Genomic DNA, 20,708 nt, shown 5'->3' on the forward strand with positions numbered 1-20,708 from the left:
CCTTATTGATAGCGTGGTTTATCGATAGGCTTCATTGCGCGCGATGGCATACTTCCCGCTGCCCAGCAGCAGTATGGCGACCCCACCCATAAAGAACACCAGTTCGTTTTCAATGCCCCAGGCGCCGACGTCGGTGACGGTGAAGACCTTGCCGGTGCCCACCATCAAAAACGCCACCACCAGCGTGAGGGCGTAAACCCCTGCGGCGGGGCGGGTGAACAGCCCCAAAACGATCAGTATCGGCGCCAGGATCTCCCCAATATATACGCCATAGGCGATGAAGGCGGGCAGCCCTTGTTGTTGTAACGCATCGGCGATCCAGCCGACGCCATGCTGAACTTTCGCGACGCCGTGAAACAGCATCAGCCCGCCGAAGGTTAGCCTGAGCGCCAATTTGCCTGCGTCCGGGTGGTCAAAAAAGCGAGTGAATGCCGCATTGAGTGACTTAACCATGGCTTTTTCTCCTGAATAGGAATGATTTTCAATCAATATATCAGTCGGATGAATGCGAAAGCTGTTCTGGATCAGGAAAACGGCGGGCTTGGCGCTAAATCGCCGGACGAGGCCGGCGATGCGGCCTGATTTTTAGGCGGAATAACCTGTGCGCACGGGCCGAACCGGGGATGAGAAAAGTCATCGGCAGGGTTGGCCCGCCGCGTAGCCCATCTCTTTTCTGTATGTGTTGGCTACCTGATTTGCGTTTTCATCAATGATTGTCAAAGGACGGGCAACGTAAAGATTCATAAGGTTTTTTTGCAGCAATGAAAAGGTGCGCGTTTTCGCTTTAATAACCCAATAGAGTTACCTTTATTTTTATTTTGAACCGCTAAATCATTAAGGCTTTTTTACGGCCTTTTTATTGGGAATTATCTTGCTTATTTTGCCTTGCGAAAGTTGATCCTGTGGGACGCACGGCCAGTGGCGGGTTTTATTTTTATAGATTTTCTTATTTTTTGATGACAATTCAATGCCGAAGAGAATGAGTGAGATTGACTGAGGGGGTTATGAGTGGGTGTAAATTTCCATGAACTATTTTTCCTGGCGTAAAAGTAATCGATTCAGCGCTGTTTTAAGTTATTGAATTGTTTGTTTTATGTATATTGATTTGTTATTTTTTTATTAAAAAAATAATATTTTTCTTGATATTGGGTTTGCCTTTGCTAGTATCAAATTAGTGGTCTTATCAGTTAGGGAAACATTTCTTGTATATGGAACAGATCGCTGGTCTTAACACGGTTACTGTCATTGCAGCGCTTACGTGGTTATTTCGCGGTTATAGTAAATGATATCTCTAATGCCACTTTAGTCTGCGAGACCCTTTACCGCAGTGGTGCTTTTGCCGCGGTAAGACGTATGAGAACACACATGAAGGGGAATTGAATCTTAAATTATTCTGATCATTACCCTGAGTTAACTATAAAAGAACGATACTTTATCCACCAGGCTGTTTGTGTACCAATAGGTATTCGGTGCACCACGGCGGAATGTTAATCTGTGCTTTAGCTTTAAAATTAATAATCAAAACTCTCGCCAAATTGTTTATTTTCACACCAGGTTTCGCATGTGTAAGTACTGAGTGCTGGAAATGAAAGTCACACTGCCATCGTCTTCTATTGATCATTGCGTGCTACCCGCTTGCAAGAAACGACTGGCTGTCATGGTTTTATGAAAAAATTTCACTATTTACCGTGGTTATCATTTGCTAATTAAATTATTTGTATCCAGTGGTATTACTGGAATTATCCTACCAAGGATGAAACGTTGTTTTTAGGGCAGTTTTTGATTTTTTTCCTATTCTTAGCTTGCATAATTATCGTTTGCAATTTATTGATTTTAAAAGGAAAAAATAAATATGTAAATGTAAAATAGTTTAAACCGATCACTGTGATTCTATTGATAGGTTCAATCTATTATTGTTGTTAATATTAATACATCTAAACAATTTGCGAGCTTGGTGACGACTAACTTACGCTAAAAGGACTCTGGGAAAGACTGGTGAACGTAAAAGCCCGCTTTATTAGGCTTTATGTTTCTAGTGCTGATTGAAAAGGATATCAGGCCATGAATGAAGTCATCTCAACGGAAGTGAATGGCGTCGAATTTGATCCACGATACAGTGAAATTGAATTCACGCTTTCGGAATATGACAGCCAAACCGATCCGCTTAATGCCGTAGACAATGCGCGTGATATCAATTGGCACGCCATTCGCGAGCAGTCTGCCGCGTTGCTGGAACAGTGCTTCGATTTACATGTCGTGCTGTGGTTTATGCGCGCCAATCTTCATATCGACGGTTTTTCGGCCTTCTACCAGGGCATTAAGGATATTGACGCCAAATATGCCGAGGAGGGCGCCACCATTTTCCCTCAGGCGGATATGGAACCCTCATCGGACAGCTTTCATGCGGCCGCATTAGGGTGGCTCGCCACATCGTCCTGTCTGCACGAAATCAAGAACAGCAAGATTTTTCCCGACACGCCGTTAACCACCGACGAGCTGCTGAATATGCGGCTTGACGAGCAGGAAGGCAAAAGCCTGCATTTTTCGGAGGTGGTAAAGGTGCTGGGGCAAGCCGACAGTTATTTTGCCGGCAGAAATCTGCCTTCGCTGAAAGAGCAATTGGCGCTGGAAATCGATGCGCTGGAGCGCGTCGAGAATTACGCCAATCTGCAGGCCGAAGATTATCGTTTGGACTGCCGGCAGGTGCGCGACTATTTGAAACAGTTCAACCGCCAGCTGGCTTCACTGGAACAGCAGGAATTGCCGGCTGAACGGGATGACGCGGAGATTGACTCGCCGGATGCTGACGCGCCTGTCGCCATGCCCGGCAAATATATCCGTTCCCGGCAGGATGTCATCTTGCTGTTGGATCAGGTTTTGGACTATTTCCAAAACTATGAGCCCAGCCATCCGGCCCCCATTCTTATTCGACGTTCACAAAAAATGATCGGTATGGACTTCGCGACGATTGTTGAGGAGCTTTTGCCGGAATCTCTGGCCTCGTTAAATCAATTGTCCGGGAAGTAATTTTTATCACAAAGGAGTTTTCCAATGGCTAAGGACTCAAGCTCTCAGAAATTTATCGGTAAAAATAACGCGCCGCGCGTGCAAATTGAATATGACGTAGAGCTTTACGGTTCACAAAAGAAAGTGGAGTTGCCCTTTGTTACGGGGGTCATGTCCGATCTCTCTGGGCATCGGAAAAAGCCTTTGCTGCCGATCGAAGAGCGGAAATTCCTGACCTTTGATCAGGACAACTTCAACGATCGCATGCGCGCCATCAAGCCTCGTCTGCAATTTTACGTAGAGAACACCCTGAGCGAAGACGATGCGTTGCTGGACGTGGAATTGGAGTTTGAATCGATGGATGACTTCACGCCTGGCGCCATCGCCAAACGGGTTCCGCAGATGCAACGCCTGCTTGAAGCCCGGGAGCATCTCACGGAGCTGATCACCTATATGGATGGTAAATCCAGCGCGGAAGAAGTGGTGAAGAATCTGCTGGAGAAACCCGATTTTCTGCATCGTTTGGTGACGGATGCGCGTAAAACGGTCGCGGATGCGGAACAGGATGTGCAGGATTCCGGCAATAAAGGAGATGAGGAATGAGAGCGAGGCAACGACGCTATTCGGCTAAGCAGCAGGCTACGGCAGTCGCTGAAGTTGAAACGCAGGAAACGGAAAATGAGCTTGACGGTTTGCTCAAGCGTTCATTCCGGCCCAGAACGAACGAGGCTTCGGAAGCGGTTCGTCGGGCTATCGGCACGCTGTCCGAATATGCCAATAAAGGCAAGGTCAAGGTCAGCCAGGATGTTGTATTGACCATTGAATCGTTGATTGCCCAGATCGACGAACAGCTTTCGCAACAGATGAACAATATCTTGCACCACAAGGAGTTCCAGAAGCTGGAGTCCGCCTGGCAAGGTCTGAGTTATCTGGTCGATAACACCAACGTCAGCGAAACGCTCAAGATCCGGGTGTTGAACATCAGTCAGGATGAGCTGACGCGCAATTTGCGCCGCTATCGGGGCTCCGCCTGGGATCAAAGCCCGGTGTTCAAACAGATTTACGAACAGGAATATGGTCAGTTCGGCGGCGAGCCGTTCGGTTGCATCATCGGCGATTTTGAATTCGATCACAGCCCGATGAGCGTCACGCTGCTGACCGAGTTGGCGAAAATTTCCGCGGCGTCGCACTGTCCGTTCATTTCCGCCGCGTCGCCGTCGCTGCTGCAGATGAGCAAGTGGAACGAACTGGGCAACCCGCGGGATATCGGCAAGATTTTCACCACGCCGGAATATGCGTCCTGGCGCCGCCTGCGCGAAAGCAACGACTCGCGTTACCTGGTGTTGACGATGCCGCGTTTCCTGTCGCGTTTGCCTTATGGGGCGAAAACCAACCCGATCGAAGAGTTCGCTTTCGAGGAGTCTGTCAGGCCGGATGTGGATGATGATTTTTCCTGGGCCAACTCGGCGTATGCAATGGGCGTCAACATCAACCGCGCGTTCCATGAGTACGGCTGGTGTTCGAAGATTCGCGGCATCGAATCCGGCGGCTCGGTGGAAGAACTGCCCGCCTACGCGTTTCCTTCCGATGAGGGCGGATATGAACTGACGTGCCCGACGGAAGTGGCCATTTCCGATCGGCGCGAGCAAGAGCTTTCCGACGCCGGGTTCTTGCCCCTGGTCTATCGCAAGCATTCCGATTTCGCCGCTTTTATCGGTTCTTGCACCATGCACGCGCCGGCGAAATACGAGGATCCCGACGCGACGGCCAACGCCAAGCTGTCTTCGCGCTTGCCTTATATTTTCGCCACGTGCCGATTCGCGCACTATTTGAAATGTATCGTGCGCGACAAAATCGGTTCTTTTCGGTCCAGGGACGATATGCAGCTGTGGCTGAATGACTGGCTGATGAACTACGTCGATGGCGATCCTTCCGTATCGACCGAGGCGACCAAGGCGCGTCGTCCATTAGCCGCCGCCGAGGTGCGCGTTGAGGATGTAGAAGACGATCCGGGTTATTACCGCGCGCATTTCTATTTGCGCCCGCATTACCAGTTGGAAGGCATGACCGTGTCCTTGCGACTTGTATCAAAACTTCCGTCAGCCAAAAAAGATGGGAGCAGATAAGTTACGGCTGGTCATTGGTTTGGATATTGCCGACGTTAATTATTAAATGGCGTTGGTGGGAATTGATATTTCATTGAAATTTAGTGGCGCTGTTTTTTACGCTATTGCTATTTATTAATGGCTAATGGGTTCTCATTGTCGCTATTTCAATGATCGCGTAGGCAATATAACGACTTATCTGAATAGACTTTTCAATTAACGAAGTAGACCTATCAGTCAAGGAGACAAAAAATGAGCACGAAAGCTTTAGTAGACTATTTTTTGAAAATTGAGGGTGTTGATGGTGAATCACCCGACCAAACCTACCCTGGCTGGATTCAGCTGCAAGCCTGGCAATGGGCGGAAGAAAACGCCGGCCGTTGGGGGTTCGGGAGCGGCGGCGGTTCAGGCAAAGTCGAGATGAAAGACTTTGAGTTTCGCATGGTGAGCAATAAGGCTTCGCCGAAACTGTTCCTGATGTGCGCCACCGGCGAGCATATTCCTCAGGCAAAACTTGTTTGCCGTAAATCAGGCCAGGGTCAGCAAGACTTCATTGCCGTGACCTTCAGCAACTGCCTGGTTTCTTCATTCAAGACCGTGGGTAATATGCCGCTGAATTCCACCATCGGTACTGAAATCGATACCGTGCTGCCAACCGACGTTATCAAGCTGAATTTCGCACGTATCGAAGTTGAGTACAAAGAGCAAAACAATGATGGCTCCATGGGTGCGGTAATTAAGACGGGGTATGACCTCAAGCTTAATGCCCGTATCTGATCATTGATGTCACAACACTAATTGCAGGCTGTCTGCCCGCAGCGATTGCGGGCAGACATAAGCCTTATCGCGAGGTGTTAAATGAAAGCGTCATTGCCCATGCTATTCGATAAGCTCAGCGTGAGACATCAAAGCGCCAGCGCCGATAATTGGCGGCGTGTTTTGGTGCGTGATATCGAATTTTTACTGAATGACGCATCGCGCAGCGCTGATTTGAAACTTCATGATTATGCGCACAGCGAAAGTTCGGTATTGAATTATGGCCTGCCGTCGCTGAGCCAACGCATACCGATTAATACCGATCCGTTAACGCTGGCGAGACATATACAAAGAATCATTACTTCGTTTGAGCCGCGTCTGGATCCGAAAACGATTCGTGTGGTGCCTGTAGTGAATGAACGCCAATCGTATGTGCTGGCGATTTTATTCGATATTTATGGCACCTGCTCATTACCGGGTGACGAAATGCTGGTTAATTTGCGCATCGCTCTTGATTATTCCTGTGGCGCCGTACACGTATTTGATTAATAGGGGTGACTATGTTCAGTGAGCGCTTTCTCCAATTATATAATGATGAGCTGCGTTATTTTCGCGAGGCCGGTCGTCAGTTCGCCTCTTCTCATCCCCAGGTCGCCCAGCATTTAGGCATGCATATCGACGGCGTGCTAGATCCTTTCGTTGAGCGTCTGTTGGAGGGCTCCGCGTTCCTTTGCACCCGCATCCAGGAAAAGCTGAACAATGAGCAGCCGGAATTTGCCCTGCAAATGCTCTCACGCCTGGCGCCGCTGTGGTATACGCCGGTTCCCGCGATCGCCACCGTCGCGATTAAGCCCGATCTCTCTTTTCCCCAGTGGCACAGCCAGGTTGACCTGCCGCGCGGGAGCCGCATGACCCTCAACGATATCTCGCTGAACAACAAACCCGCCACGTTCACCACGGCGCGGCATATTAAAGTGCAGCCCGTTGAGATTTCACTGGCGGAATGTGAGATTTTGCCGCCGCACCATTTGCCTGACGGCGCCGCCAGACACATGCAGGATTGCTCGGCCTACGTCAGGATATGCCTGACGACGCACGGCGTGCTTCCCGTCTCGGAGCTGGATCTCGAGCCGCTGCACCTGACGCTGGCGGAAGATACGGTGCGGGCCAATCAACTGCTGGCCGCGTTGCTTAATCGCACCTTGCGCATCGTGCTATGGGCGAAAAGCGACGACCGGCCAATCGTCAAAGTCTTGCAGCCGGACAGCTTGCGCCTGGGCGGCGTCAGCGATGAAGAAGCCTTGTTGCCCACCGTGGTGGGGGAATTGCCCGGCAACCGGCTGATGCGCGAATACTTCGCCGCGCCAAGCCGCTTCTTCAGCCTGGAGCTGCATGGCGTGCAGGATTTTCTGCGCCAATGTGAACGCGTTCACGAGTTCGAGATCTTGTTTGCGCTGGAGCAACGCCCACTCACTCTGATCGGTCGCGTCAACGCCAGGGATTTTCATCTTTTCGCGACCCCGGTCATCAACCTGTATCGCCGCCATTGCTCGCCGGTGCTGCTGACGGATGAGCGCACGGAGCACCAGCTGGTGGTCGATCGTTTGAACACCTCGCTGTATGAGATACACAGCGTAAAACAAGTGAAAGGCATGCTGCCCGACGGCAACCCGGTGATTTTCTCTTCGCTGCAGGCCGACGTGCAGTACGACTGCGAGCGGGAGCCGGCCGGTTATACGCTGCATCGTCGTCGGGAGCCGTCGCCCTCCAAGTACAATAATCCGCACCTGCCCAACGAAGATACCTTCATCGCCATCTCGCCGGGCAAAAGCGGCATCGACATCGACGACATCACGTCGCTCAGCGTCGAGGCGCTGGTATGCGAACGGCATCTGGTGCCGGCGCACCTTCAGCAGCCGCATTTCCAGCTGGAAACGGCGATGCCGATCCACCAGGTGGAGATCGTCCGCTACCCGAGCAATCCGGTCGCGGTGCCGAACATCAGCCAGGCGTGGCAGGCGATCCAGATGCTGGCCTCCAATCCTTTGCGCCATGCGCGCCCCGACGTTCAGGATTGTTCGGCGCTGTTGCGCGACTGGCTGTCGTTGTTCTGCCATCAGGATGACTCCAGCCAGCGCAAGCGCATCGCCAGCATCAAAAACGCCTGGGTGGAGCACCACTTCGAACGCAATCAGGGGCCGGGGCCGCTGGCCTGGATCCGCGGAGCCGAGATCGCCGTCAACTTAAGCGCCAACCATCATGCCGACCACGGCGCCTATCTGTTCGGCAAAATATTGCACCACGCGTTGAGCCAATACGGCGACCTGAACCAAACGTTAAGCATGAAGCTGTTGCTGGATGGGGAAACCCACGCCGACTGGGGGGCGCTCTACTATGGCTGATATGTCGTTGATGCGTGAAACGGCGCTCTCGTTGGAGCCGGCGCCGACGCCGGGGGCGCAAAGCGAAAGCGCGGGCCAGGCCGAAATCCGCGGGCTGTCCAATCGACAGGATTTTTTCGAGCTGCTGCGGCGTATCGAACGCGCGCAGCCGGATGCGCCGCGGCTCGGCGTCTCAAACGATCGCAGCCGCGAAAGGCTCTGCATTACCCAGCCGGCGGATATGGCGTTCGCTTCGCGTGAAATCGCCTCTATCGTGCAGCGCCCTAAGCAAGTGCTGATTCAGGCGCGGCATTTCGGCATGTTCGCCCCCTACGGCCCGCTGCCGATCCATGTGACCGAGCACGCGCGCACCGAAGTCATCGCCAGACGCAACCAGGCGTTCCAGCAGTTCGTCGGCATCGTCAGCCAGCGCTTCGCCGTATTGCACTACCGGGCCTGGGCGCAGCTGAAGGCGATGATCGGCCATGAGCATGACGATGATAAAAACCCGTTCTTGCGCCATTTGCGCCAGACGGTGGGCGTCGATACGGCGCTGACGGTGAACCCGCATATCCAGCGCCTGCGCGAGGCGTATCCCGGCACTTATCTGCCCGGTCGCCGCTCGCTGCGGCAACTCAACAAGATGTTGGCGGCCTATTTCGCCGTTCCCATCACGATTACGCCGCGCTACGCCAAGTGGATCGACGACGGCAAGCAAAGCGGCAGCCAAAAGCTGGGCAAGTTGGGCAGCACGCGCATCGGCAGCCGCTTTTTCGATGCCCAGTACGGCGCGCATATTCAGATCGGCCCGCTGGGGGCCCCGCAGTATCAGCAGTATCAGCGCGGCAGCCGGCGGCTGCAGGCGCTGGTGAGCATCTGTCATGACTTTACGAGCCATCAGCTGATGCTGGATGTCAGCCTGCTGATTGCCACGGAGCCGGGCATGGCGGCGCAGCTGGGCGGCAAGTCGCTGAGTAAAGACAGCTGGCTGAAACCTAAGACAGGGACGTTTAGGCAGCTGGTTTATCAATCAACAACTTAATATAAGGAAATTTAAGGTGTATCAACGAGAACGTCTTTTTTCGCGATTGGGCCACTTTGCCTATCAGTCGTTCGTCGAAGCGACCAAGCTGTGCCGAACCTTCAGGCACGAATACGTGGAGCTGGAACACTGGCTGAAAGTCCTGGTGGACAAGGAACGCGGCGACTTGCCGATGATCCTGGCGCACTACGCCATCAACAGTCAGCGCATCAGCGATGCGTTGGATCGCATTCTTCATACCTTGCCTAACCGGACGAATGCGGTGGTGGATCTGTCGACGCAACTGGAAACGGTGGTGGAAAGAGGGCTGCTGATGAGCCAGCTCGCCGAAACGCCGTCCGGCGGGGTGCGCACCATTCATATCCTGGTCGGCATTCTGCAGGATCCCACGTTGCAGCGCAGCCTGTACCGGCTGAGCGACGAGTTCAAAAAACTGCCGATCCCGCAGCTGTTCGACGATTATCCGGCGATTCTGGCGGAGTCCGTCGAGCATGAGGAAGAGGAAGAAGAGGTCTACAGCGCCCACGGCGATGCGCCGGAGGCGTCCGAGACGGTCGATATTCTCGATAAATGGTGCGCCGATCTGACCCGGCAGGCGCGCGACGGTGAAATCGACCCGGTGATTGGCCGCGAAGCGGAGCTGCGCCAGGTGATCGACATCTTGCTGCGTCGCCGGCAGAACAACCCGATTTTGGTGGGTGAAGCCGGGGTCGGCAAAACGGCGGTGGCGGAAGCGCTGGCCTGCAAGATAGCCCAGGGGCAGGTGCCGCCGCTGCTGCAGGGCGCCCGGTTGCTGTCTTTGGATCTGGGGCGCATGCAGGCCGGGGCGAGCATGAGGGGCGAATTCGAATCGCGCCTGAAAGCGCTGATCGACGCCATCGCGCATTCGGCGGTGCCGGTGATCCTGTTTTGCGACGAGGCGCATACGCTGGTGGGCGCCGGCGGGCAGGCCGGCACCGGCGACGCCGTCAACCTGTTGAAACCGATGTTGGCCAGGGGGGCGCTGCGCATGGTGGCGGCGACGACCTGGTCGGAATACAAACAGTTCATCGAGCCGGATGCCGCGCTGACGCGCCGTTTCCAGTACGTGTTGGTTTCTGAACCCGACGAAGAGAATGCGGTGAACATGATGCGCGCCATCGCCCCGCATTTTGCGCAGCACCACAGCGTCAAGATCCGCGAGTCGGCGCTGCAGGCGGCGGTGCATTTGTCGCTGCGCCATCTGCCTTCGCGGCAACTGCCGGACAAAGCCATCAGCTTACTGGACACCGCCTGCGCGCGGGTGGCGCTGAGCCAGCATGCGCTGCCTGAAAAAATCGAGTCGCTCGAGGCCGGGTTGGCGGTGAAGCGCACCGAAATGAACGGCCTGCAGGAGGAAAGCAAATTCGACGATCTGGCGCTCACCCGCATCACTGAATTGCAGCAGACCCTCAGCGACATGGAAGGCGAACTGGATGCGCTGCGTCAGCGGCAGGCGCAGGAGCAACAGGCGGTCACCACCTTGCTCGACGCGGAGCGGCAGTCGCCGGAGCGCTTGCCGCAGTTGGCCTCCGAGCTGGGAGCCTTGCAAGACGGCGGCCTGCCGTTGGTGTATCCGTGGGTGGACGACCGCGTTGTGGCGGAGGTGTTGTCGGATTGGACCGGCATCCCCACCGGCCGCATGCTGCAAAGCGATCTGGACAATGCGCTCAATCTCAACCAACTGCTGAGCCGCCAGATATTCGGCCAGCAGACGGCGATCGATGAAATCGCGCAGGCGGTGCGCATCTCCCGCGCCGGCATTCAGGCGCACGATCGGCCATTGGGCGTTTTCATGCTGTCCGGCCCGAGCGGCGTCGGCAAAACGGAGACCGCGTTTGCGCTGGCGGAGGCGATGTACGGCGGCGCGCATAACCTGATCGTCTTCAATATGAGCGAGTTTCAGGAATCGCATACCGTTTCCACCCTGAAAGGGGCGCCGCCGGGCTATGTCGGCTACGGCAAGGGCGGCAAGTTGACGGAGGCGGTGCGCCGCAAACCTTATTCCATCGTCTTGCTCGACGAATTCGACAAGGCGCATCCCGATATCCACGAGGCGTTTTATCAAGTCTTCGACAAGGGCGTGATGGAAGACGGTGAGGGCCGCATGATCAGCTTCCGCCAGTGTTTCATTTTAATGACGAGCAATATCGGCGCCGGCGAAATAGAAGCGACGCTGGCGGAAACGCCGGATCTGAAAACCGAAGCGCTGCGGCCGATGCTGCACGACGTGCTGGCGCGCTTCTTCCCGGCGGCGCTGTTGGCGCGCATGAACGTCATTCCCTACGTGCCGCTTTCTACCGAAGCGATAACCCATATCGCCACCAAACAGATTTCGCGTTTACAACAGCGTTTGCACAAAGAAGTGGGCGTGTCGCTGGTGCTGGAAGGCGACATTCCAGGCTGGATAGCCAAACGCATCAGCGCCCATCCTTCGCGCGGCAGAGCGGTCGAGTCGCTGCTGCAGCAGGCGATTTTGCCGCCCATCAGCAATGAAGTGCTGCAGCGCAAACGGACGGGACAGGAACTGCAGAATATCCAACTCATGGTCGAGAACGATAGTTTAAGTGTTTATTTCGACTGATTTTTAATTTGCCGCCGGCCCGCAAACGCGGGGCGGGGTTCGATATCGGATCAGAGAGGTTGTTATGCCTTTAATCGAAATTGATAACCCGGTGTTAGCCGAATTAAATGCGTTTCCACTCAGCTTCACCACCAAAGAAGGGTTGTCGAGCAACTCGCAATATACGCTCGAATTCGAATGTGAACAGGCGGACGTTGATTATGAATCTCTGCTGGGTCAAGGGATCAGCATTCAAATAGAAAGGCCGGATTTCGGCGCGCGGCCGTTTTACGCTTACGTGATCGGCGCCTCCGATTCGGGGCAGCATCAGGATAAGTTCGTTTATAAGCTGGAGCTGAGCACCTGGCTGTGGTTTTTGATGCAGAACCGCAACAGCCGCATTTTCCAGGATTTGAACGTGCTCGACATCATCGAGCAAATCTTCTCGCGCTACGGTTTTGCCGACTACCGTCTGGATATTCAAGGCACTTATCCGACGCGTGAATATTGCGTGCAGTTTTCCGAAACGGATTTCGCGTTTATCAGCCGCCTGCTTGAAGACGAAGGCATCTGGTATTACTTCGATCACGCCGAGGATAAACACACGCTGGTGATCACCGACCGGCAGAATTTCGACGATCTGGATTTCGGTTACGCCGTGTTGCCGTTCATGCCGGACAGCGAAGAAAACCGCGCCATCCGCGAAGGGATCCAGCGCATCCAGCGTTCACGCAAAGTGCGCCCGAATGAAATCGTGCTGCGCGACTTCGACTTCCAGAACCCGCGCAAGAACCTGCAAACCAAGGTGGAAGAGAGCCGCCTTGGCCTGCAGAACACCCCGTTGGAGTGGTACGACTACGCGGCGGGTTATGTGGATACCGAACGCGGTGAAAACCTGGCGCGGCTGCGCCTTGAAGAAATGCAAAGCGACGGCCATCTGCTGTTTGGCGAGAGCAACGCCGTCGGGCTGATGGCCGGCAAGGATTTCTCCTTGATTTTGCACCCGGACGCCAACCGCAACCGCCGCTTCAAGCTGACTCGCTGCGACTATGTGTTCGTGCAAGACGGCCCGGACAGCAGCAGCGACGGCCGCAACGTCACCTGCCGTTTCAATGCGTTGAACGACGACGTGCCGTTCCGCCCGCTGCGCGAAACGCCAAAGCCGCAGATGCCGGGCATCCAGAGCGCCACCGTGGTCGGCGCGCCCAACTCCGAAGTGCATACCGACAAATTTGCGCGCATCCGCGTGCATTTCCACTGGGATCGCTACAAAACCACCGAGGAAGACAGCTCTTGCTGGATCCGCGTGGTGCAGGCCTGGGCCGGGAAAGGCTGGGGCGTGATCGCCATGCCGCGCGTCGGTCAGGAAGTGCTGGTGACCTATGTCGACGGCGATCTCGATCGTCCGATGGTGACCGGGATTGTGTATAACGGCGACAACCCGCCGCCTTATCAGTTACCTGAATACATCAACTACTCGGGCATGGTGTCGCGTTCGCTGCGCTTCGGCAAGCCGCAGCATGCCAGCCAGTTGACCTTCGATGACAACCGCAACAACGAACGCGTCATGCTGCATGCCGAACGCGATCTGCAAACCACGGTGGAGCGCAACCAGGCCACCGAGGTGGGAATGGACAAGTTCGACATCATCCGCCGCACCTTTACCGACTGGTTCACCAACCACGTCTCTTACAAGGATTACGTCTTCAGCATTACCGGGTTTGACGCCTCGATTAAAGGCGTCAGCGCGTCGATGACCGGCGTCAGCCTCACCGCCACCGGCGTGAGCACCTCGTTTACCGGCGTCAGCACCTCGTTCACCGGCGTGAGCACCTCATTTACCGGCGTGAGCACTTCGTTCACCGGGCTGAGCACCTCGTTCACCGGGCAGAGCACCAGCTGCACCGGCGTATCAAACTCGATGACCGGCGAAAGCAACTCCTTCACCAGCATCAGCAACAGCATGACCGGCGAAAGCAACAGCTACACCACGGTCAGCACCAGCCAGACCGGCAGCAGCACCAGCTTTACCGGCGTCAGCGTCAGCACCACCGGATCGTCGACCAGCACCACCGGCTGCAGCATCAGCACCACCGGATCGTCGACCAGCACCACCGGCTGCAGCATCAGCACCACCGGCAGCAGCGTGAGCACCACCGGCAGCAGCGTCGGCACCACCGGCAGCAGCGTCAGCAATACCGGCAGCAGCGTCAGCAATACCGGCAGCAGCGTCAGCAATACCGGCAGCAGCACCAGCACGACAGGGGTGTCGATCAGCTATACCGGCGCGTCACTGTCCGAGACCGGCGTCGATTTGAAAAAAGTCGGGATGCAAAGCAAAAACTAACGAGGCGCGGCAATGAGAATCATACGGCCACAGCAATTGGTGGCGATTAAAGGAAGTTACCAGATCGGGACAGACAGCCGGCTCGGCATCAGCGTCGTGGCCGGATGCTACCTGTCCCGGCCTGAGCACTTCGTGAACGAAGCCGAAATCTGGGAGGCGTGGAAGCGCGTGCCGCTCAGCCTGCCGATATTGGATGTTGCCGAGCCGAAGCCGTTCGCCGAATACCTGATCGCCGGCTATGCCGGCATCGGTCAGCCGGTGAAAACGCTGAATGTCAGCGCCGACATCGGCGGGCTGAAGCGCCGTTGGCGGGTCGAGGGCGAGGGACGGCGCGGCGCGATGGAGGTGGAACCCTTCCTCAGCGTGCCGCTGGATCACACCTCCGCCTGGGGCGGCAAAGACAACAAGGAGAACCCGTTTGGCCGCGGCTGCAATGACGGGCTGCGGCCGCTGCTGATGACGCTGTCCCCCGAGGGGACCGCGCAGGAGCGCTCTCCGCTGGCGGCGCCGGCGCCGGTGCCGCACGAGTTTGCGCTGCGCAAGGCGCACATCGATAAGGTGGCGGGCCAGATCGCCGGCAAAGCCTATCTCGAGACGGCATTCCCCGGGCTGCCGGCCAATATCGATCGGCGTTATTTCCAGATGGCGCCGCCGGCGCAGTGGTTGCCGGAAGCGGCGTGGCCGGATCGGGTGCCCTTCGAGCTGCAGGGCGTCGGCGCGCAAAGCGAAGCGATTCGCGGCGAGCTGCCGGCGGTGCGCGGACGGGCGTTCATCCGCCGTCACGATAGCGACAGCCTCGAGGAAATCGAGCTGCAGCGCAAAACGCTGTGGTTCCTGCCCGACAGCGACATCGCTTTGCTTATCTTCACCGGCAATGCGCCGTTGACGCATCTGCTGGACGAGTCCATCGAGTCCGTCATGCTGGCGTTGGATCGCTGCGATGCGCCGCGCTCGTTCGACTATTTCCAACAGGTATTCCGCAAGCGCAGCGATGATGACGCCTCGCCCTTTGAGTTTCTGTTCGATCCGGATCTGATGCCGGCGGAGATGGGGTTGAACGTCATCCAGGCGGTGTCGGATCACCCCAGCGATTTGCGTTACGATCCGTCGCCCACCTCTCTGGGCGATTCCGCCGTGTTCTATCAACGCATCCGCGAGGCGATCGCCTTGCACCAGCAACAAGCGGCGGCGGAGCCCGCTTCCGTGACGTTGCCCGATTTGCCGGATCTTCCCGCCGAAGACGGCAATGACGCGTTTTTCCCCGATAGCGCGACCGTGGAAGGGAAGACTTTCACCGGTTTGCGCTGCGAGGCGCTGTCGGGCCGGCATTTTCTGCAGTGCCGCTTTGAGCGCTGCGATTTCTCGCAGGCTTCCCTCGACGGCTGCACCTTCGAAAACTGCGTTTTTGATGCGGTCAATTTGACGCAGGCGGCGCTGCGCCAGATCCGCATGATCTCGTGCACGCTGCAAAAGCCGTTGCTGGCGGAAAGCGTGTGGCAAGAGGCGGTCTTGGAACGGGTGACGCTGGCGGAGCCTCAGGGGCAAGGGCTGCGCGCCGACCACGTGAAGCTGGATAACTGCGTTTTCGAACGGGGCGATTTCACCGCGAGCCGCTTTGAACACGCGGCGATCGGCAACGGCATGTTTAATGGCGCGACGCTGATTCGTGCGCAGTTTCTGCAAGGCGAGCTGGACGCGTGCGTGTTTAACCGCTGCCTCGCCGAAGAGGCGGTTGCGCTGGAGATGACGCTCACCAAAAACTCGTTCCTTGGCGGCAACTGGCGCGGCGTGCGGTTCGAACGCTGCCGCGTCGAGAGCCTGACGGCGGGCATGCAGGCGAACTTTTCCCACGCTGTGTTCAGCGATAGCTGTTTCACCAAAGTGGGATTGAAAGCGGCGCGCATGGAGAGGTGCCAACTGCTGTACAGCGTTTTCACTGAATGCAACTTTGACGAGGCCGATCTGACGGCCTGCGCGATCGCCGGCTGCGATCTGGCCGGCGTGCGGTTTAAAGACAGCCTGTTGACGCACTCACGTTGGCAAAACAGCAGCGCTCAGCAAGGCCTGTTTTATAACGCCGATCTGCGCGATGCGGAATTTGACCAGTGCAATCTGGCGGCGGCGCATCTGGCGATGACCTGGCAGGACGCCGGCACGCGGTTCAGCGGTTGTCTGCTGGAGCGCGCGTGTTGGGTGCCGCGCAGAATCATTCATGGGGACTATGCGCATGAAAACTGAAAGCCGCGTGATTCAACAGGCGCTGCCTGACCGAGAGGCGATCGAACTGGAGGTCGCCCAGGCGGTGGCGCAGACGCCGCCCATGCCGCGGATCTTCAAGAAACGCCGGTTCCACGATCGCGAGCTGAAAGGGTTGACGCTGAGCGACTGCTTTTTCATCGACTGTCATTTCGAACGCGTCACGTTTGAAGGCTGTGATTTGCGGGCGGTGCGCTTTGAGGGCTGCACCCTGCAGCAGGTCAACGTGGTCGGCGGCAGCCTGATGCGCCTGTCGTTCAACGAATGCCGGTTTGAGAACCTGACGCTGCAACAGGGGCTGCTGTGCAATTTGGCGTGCAACGACACCACGCTGCAGGGGTGTTACGTCGGCGATTGTCTGCTGGATGACTGCGGTTTGATCCGGTGCGAGGTCAACGGCGCGGAAATTGAACGCAGCAGCCTGGGGCATCTGGCCGTGCAGTCCAGCACCCTGACCAACCTGATGTTTCACCAGGACGTGATACAGGACGCCAACTGGTACGCCTGCCAACTCACGCAGTGCCTGTGGCAGGCGTCGACCCTCGAGCGCCACATCATGGGGAGCTGCCGGCTGGAGACGTGCAGCTGGCAGACGATCGCGGGGCAGGCGCGCATCTGGTTCACCTGCCGCCTGTCGGGCTGCACTTTGGCTCAGCTACAGCTGCAGGGCGCCAGTTTTCACCGTAGCGAGCTGGAGGGGTGTTCGTTCGCCGACAGCGATCTGACCTCGGCGATCTTCGCTGAAGCGCAGGCGCTGCGCTGCGATTTCGAGCGCGCGACGCTGATCCTGGCGCAGGGGCAGAAGGCCCGGTTCAGCGAATGTGCGATGGGCGGCGCCAACTGGGGGCGCGCCATCTTGCCGCAAGCGGAATTCAGGGCGTGCGATCTGGCGTTAGCCAATCTTGAGCAGGCCGAGCTGCGGGAAGCGAACCTGATCGAACAGCCGTTGACCGCCGCTCAGCAACAGAGCGCTCGCCTGCATGGCGCGCAGCGTCATCGCGCCGAAAACGTGCCGCTTACCGCCGATCCGTTCTTGAGCGCGATCGACGCCTGGTATGCGCATCAACAACCGGGGCCGCGGCAACCGTCGTATCAACGGCCAACAGGAGTAAGCAGATATGTATAAATCCAGAAGAGAGCATCAGAAGGTCTATGCCAACGCCAGGGTGACGCCTTTGCAGTTGGTGCGCAGCGCTCCGCTTCCCGAACAAGGGGGGCGCAAGGTGGTGACGCTGGCGGCCGACGCCAACGGCGGTCTGTATGTCGACGGCATGCGCGCGCATTGTCTGGCGGTCGCCACCAGCTGCCTGGTTCAGCCGCTGGCGGGCGATCGCGTTTGCGTCATCGCCGACGGCGACAAGTTGGTCATCACCGAGATCCTGTCGCGGCAACAGGCGAACGCCGTTATGACGCTGGACAGCCGCTGCGCCAACTTGCGCATCGTGGCGCCGGAGATAGAGCTGCAGGGCGGCAAGCGGCTGACGCTGCGCAGCCCGCACTTCACGCTGCTGACGCGCAGCAGCCGTTGGGTTGCCGAAACGCTGCACCAAATCTCTCAACGCCTGTTTGTGCGCAGCAAGCACGCGAGCCGGCGGGTGGAGGAAACCGACGAGGTGCTGGCCAAGCACATCATTCAGGATGCGCGGCAATCCCTCGTCATCAACAGTGAAATTGGTTCCCTGAAGTCTTCGGCGGTGCTGAAGATCGACGGTGGCCAGATACATATGGGGTAAACCACCATGACTGCAGCCAATACCAACATGGGCGGGATCGGCTTTGCCGGCTGCGACCCGATGATACCGGCGCCGGGCCCGAACACCTCGCCCAACAACACCGGCATACCGAACGTGCCTAACATTTTCATTTCCGGCGGCAATGAACAAAACCTCGGCACCACTCGTGTGGCCACCGCCGATTCGGGCGGAGTGATCGGCGCTGCCTCGGGGACGCATTCGGCCCAGGCGCAGCCGGTGCAGGGATCGGGTAAGTATTTCTCCGGCGGCATGCCGGTCACGCGGCTAGGTGATTCCAGCACGACGAACAACAACAACATGGTCTGCACTCAGGTCGCGCCGAGCCAGACCAAATGTTTCGTTAATGCATAGGAGTTCAGCATGGTGAAAACGCTCCGGGGGATTGCGACAGGGGGACTGTTGGCGGTGGGGATGCTCGGCGGATGCAGCTGGTTTTCTCACGATGAGGCTGCGGATGCGGGGCGTCGGTTGCGGTTTATCGACGTCGAGGTGACCGCCAACGACAACGTGAACCCGAATGCCGCCGGGGAGGCGCAGCCGGTCAAGGTGTGCGTGATAGAAACCAATCGCTCGGGGTGGATGCCTGAGGGAATTGGCGACGGCGCCCCTTGCCGCGAGACGGCGCCGTCGGAAGGGGCGCTGAGCCGGCACCAGAGCATTTTGCAACCGAGGGAGACGTTGCGTTATCGCTTCGAGGTGCCGGCGGGGCAAGAGCGATGGGTCGTCGTCGGGGCGGAGTTTCAGCAAATCAGCGGCGTACTGCCGCTCGCCGAGCAAAAGTCCCCTGCGCAGGCTGATTCGCAAATGAAGGTGATGGTGGGGATGACGTCACTCAGCATAGTGACTAACGACAAAATGGATGAATGACATGTTACCTAAACAACGCGTCGCCTGGGTAGAAGGCATGTTGATGGAACCGCAGCATTTCCAGCAGCAGGAACGTTTTTTCGAGCACTTGATTGAAGCGCGCTTGCGCAGCGTCGAAACCTTCACCTGGGGGTTCCTGACGCTGGAGATCGACAACGGGCTATTGGAACAGGGCAAGTTTGCGCTGAAGAAAGCCAAGGGCGTTTTCCCCGACGGCACGGCGTTCAGCATGCCTGAGGATATTCCGCTGCCGCCGCCGCTGGTGCTGGGAGAAGGCTGCCAGGGGAAAGTGGTGTGCCTGTCCGTGCTGATGGACATCGCCGGCAACGCCCAGATCGATCTTATCCAGGATGCGCGAAAAAGCAGCCGTTTTCGCACCATGGACGCCGAGGTGCCGGATCGCAACCACGGCGTCAGCCTGGAGGGGACCCCGCGCGTGTGCACGATGCAACTGGGCAGCCTGGTGACGCGGCTAAGCCTGGAGGACGCGGTCAGCAGCGCGGAAAGCGTGCTGCCGGTCGGTTTCGTGCGCGAGCTGACCAGCGATCGTCGGGTGCTGCTGGATGAGCGCGCCTTGCCGCCGATGCTGGATTTCCGCGCCATCGGCTGGCTGCCCGCTTTCACCACCGAATTGCTTGGGCTGATCAGCCAGCGTCTGGAGTCGGTTTTCCGCCCGGACGTGCATATGACGATCGGCGGGCTTTCCGAGCTGCTGGAACTGCTGCTGCTGCAAACCTTGAGCGAGTTCAATTTGCGCATCAGCCAACTGCTGGCCAGCCCGCAGGTGCATCCTGAAACCCTGTTCGACACGTTGCTGAGCCTGCTGGGGCGGCTCAGCATCATTCCCGGCGGCGAACGCCTCTGGGATCGGGCCGATTTGGTGTATCTGCACGATGAACCGCACAACTGCTACTTCCAGCTGTTCGCCTCGATTCGCCGCGCGCTGTCGCTGGTGATCGAAGCGCCGGCGGTGGCGTTGCCGTTTATCGATCGCGGCGACAGCATTTATCTGTGCCCGAACGACTCGCAGCTGCGCCTGGAAAAACTGGTGTTCGCCGTCAGCTGCGGTTTGTCCATCGAGCATCTGCGCTCGTATTTCCCCGCGCAGGTCAAACTGGGGCCGGTCGAGAAAATCATTCAGCTGATCGATCTGCAATTACCGGGCGCTCGCTTGCTGCCGATGGCCTCGCCGCCGCGGCACATACCGTATTACCCGAACAGCATCTATTTCGAGGTTGATCATGCCGACCCGATTTATAAGGAAATGATGGCCGGCTCGGCGATGGCGCTCAGCATCGTGGGTGATTTCCCCGACCTGCGTTTTGACGTCTGGGGATTAAGGCAAGGGAGGGTGGGATGAACGAATTCGAGAGAAAAATACGCGAGGCGATGGCGGTAACGCGCAACAACGCGACGCCGCGCCTTCCCGCGTCCGGCTCGGTGGGCAAAACGACGGCGGAGATCGCCGCGCTGTCCTTCGGCGCGCGGGCGCTGGCCGCCAAGCTGCGGCCGGGAAGCGCCGGGGTGGCGACGCCCCCCGGAACCCAAGCCCTTACTAGAAGCGGAAAGCGTTGCGCCGGAAAGCAGCGACGCCCGCGCCGGGCGAGCGCCCG

General features: G+C 57.4%; 16 protein-coding genes and 1 pseudogene. 16 read left to right on the forward strand and 1 reads right to left on the reverse strand.

Translation table 11 applies throughout. From position 1 onward, the window contains the following. Positions 1-18 precede the first annotated feature (18 nt). Entirely contained in the window at positions 19-453 is a 435-nt protein-coding gene (locus ITX55_RS21050) for a DoxX family protein (RefSeq protein ID WP_033651807.1), read from the reverse strand. Between the two features lie 1,608 nt (positions 454-2,061). Here ITX55_RS21050 and ITX55_RS21055 point away from each other — a divergent pair. The 16 genes and pseudogenes from ITX55_RS21055 to ITX55_RS21130 all read left to right on the forward strand — a co-directional run. After that, entirely contained in the window at positions 2,062-3,027 is a 966-nt protein-coding gene (locus ITX55_RS21055) for an ImpA family type VI secretion system protein (RefSeq protein ID WP_033643664.1), read from the forward strand. A gap of 24 nt (positions 3,028-3,051) precedes the next feature. Further along, positions 3,052-3,609: a type VI secretion system contractile sheath small subunit gene (tssB, locus tag ITX55_RS21060; RefSeq protein ID WP_033643663.1), complete on the forward strand. Its 558-nt coding sequence runs from the start codon at positions 3,052-3,054 to the stop codon at positions 3,607-3,609. Further along, positions 3,606-5,132 carry a type VI secretion system contractile sheath large subunit gene (tssC, locus tag ITX55_RS21065; RefSeq protein WP_033643662.1) on the forward strand — a complete coding sequence of 509 codons (1,527 nt, stop codon included), beginning with the start codon at positions 3,606-3,608 and terminating at the stop codon, positions 5,130-5,132. Before tssB ends, tssC begins: the two co-directional genes overlap by 4 nt. 231 nt (positions 5,133-5,363) lie before the next feature. Continuing rightward, positions 5,364-5,888 (forward strand): Hcp family type VI secretion system effector, encoded by a 525-nt coding sequence (locus ITX55_RS21070; protein ID WP_004935369.1) that lies wholly within the window; start codon positions 5,364-5,366, stop codon positions 5,886-5,888. Positions 5,889-5,969: 81 nt separating this feature from the next. Next, the gene (locus ITX55_RS21075; RefSeq protein WP_015378391.1) at positions 5,970-6,416 is read left to right on the forward strand and encodes a type VI secretion system baseplate subunit TssE; all 447 of its coding nucleotides are present in this window, start codon (positions 5,970-5,972) and stop codon (positions 6,414-6,416) included. Between the two features lie 11 nt (positions 6,417-6,427). Next, positions 6,428-8,269, forward strand: a complete 1,842-nt coding sequence (gene tssF / locus ITX55_RS21080) for a type VI secretion system baseplate subunit TssF (RefSeq protein ID WP_033643661.1) — start codon at positions 6,428-6,430, stop codon at positions 8,267-8,269. After that, entirely contained in the window at positions 8,262-9,290 is a 1,029-nt protein-coding gene (gene tssG / locus ITX55_RS21085; protein ID WP_046687388.1) for a type VI secretion system baseplate subunit TssG, read from the forward strand. Before tssF ends, tssG begins: the two co-directional genes overlap by 8 nt. Before the next feature lie 16 nt (positions 9,291-9,306). Then, the gene (tssH, locus tag ITX55_RS21090) at positions 9,307-11,892 is read left to right on the forward strand and encodes a type VI secretion system ATPase TssH (protein WP_033643660.1); all 2,586 of its coding nucleotides are present in this window, start codon (positions 9,307-9,309) and stop codon (positions 11,890-11,892) included. Between the two features lie 64 nt (positions 11,893-11,956). Beyond that, positions 11,957-14,218, forward strand: coding sequence for a type VI secretion system tip protein VgrG (gene vgrG / locus ITX55_RS21095; protein WP_223085355.1), 2,262 nt, complete (start codon positions 11,957-11,959; stop codon positions 14,216-14,218). Between the two features lie 12 nt (positions 14,219-14,230). Continuing rightward, a complete protein-coding gene (locus ITX55_RS21100; RefSeq protein WP_223085357.1) occupies positions 14,231-16,456 on the forward strand; it encodes a DUF2169 domain-containing protein in 2,226 nt (741 codons plus the stop codon). After that, on the forward strand, positions 16,446-17,600 hold the full coding sequence (locus tag ITX55_RS21105; RefSeq protein ID WP_228287357.1) for a pentapeptide repeat-containing protein: 1,155 nt from the start codon (positions 16,446-16,448) through the stop codon (positions 17,598-17,600). The genes ITX55_RS21100 and ITX55_RS21105 overlap by 11 nt, the downstream gene beginning before the upstream one ends. Beyond that, positions 17,593-18,207 (forward strand): DUF3540 domain-containing protein, encoded by a 615-nt coding sequence (locus tag ITX55_RS21110; RefSeq protein ID WP_033643657.1) that lies wholly within the window; start codon positions 17,593-17,595, stop codon positions 18,205-18,207. The genes ITX55_RS21105 and ITX55_RS21110 overlap by 8 nt, the downstream gene beginning before the upstream one ends. Positions 18,208-18,213: 6 nt before the next feature. After that, positions 18,214-18,579, forward strand: a complete 366-nt coding sequence (locus ITX55_RS21115) for a PAAR-like domain-containing protein (RefSeq protein WP_033643656.1) — start codon at positions 18,214-18,216, stop codon at positions 18,577-18,579. A gap of 9 nt (positions 18,580-18,588) precedes the next feature. Then, positions 18,589-19,095, forward strand: coding sequence for a type VI secretion lipoprotein TssJ (locus ITX55_RS21120; RefSeq protein WP_033643655.1), 507 nt, complete (start codon positions 18,589-18,591; stop codon positions 19,093-19,095). A gap of 1 nt (position 19,096) precedes the next feature. Continuing rightward, positions 19,097-20,455, forward strand: coding sequence for a type VI secretion system baseplate subunit TssK (gene tssK, locus ITX55_RS21125; protein ID WP_021505816.1), 1,359 nt, complete (start codon positions 19,097-19,099; stop codon positions 20,453-20,455). Next, a pseudogene (locus ITX55_RS21130) lies at positions 20,452-20,708 on the forward strand (hypothetical protein); the annotation flags it as partial. The gene tssK and the pseudogene ITX55_RS21130, both read left to right, overlap by 4 nt.

This window comes from Serratia sp. EWG9 (genome assembly GCF_019913725.1).
Classification (GTDB): Bacteria; Pseudomonadota; Gammaproteobacteria; order Enterobacterales; family Enterobacteriaceae; genus Serratia; species Serratia ureilytica.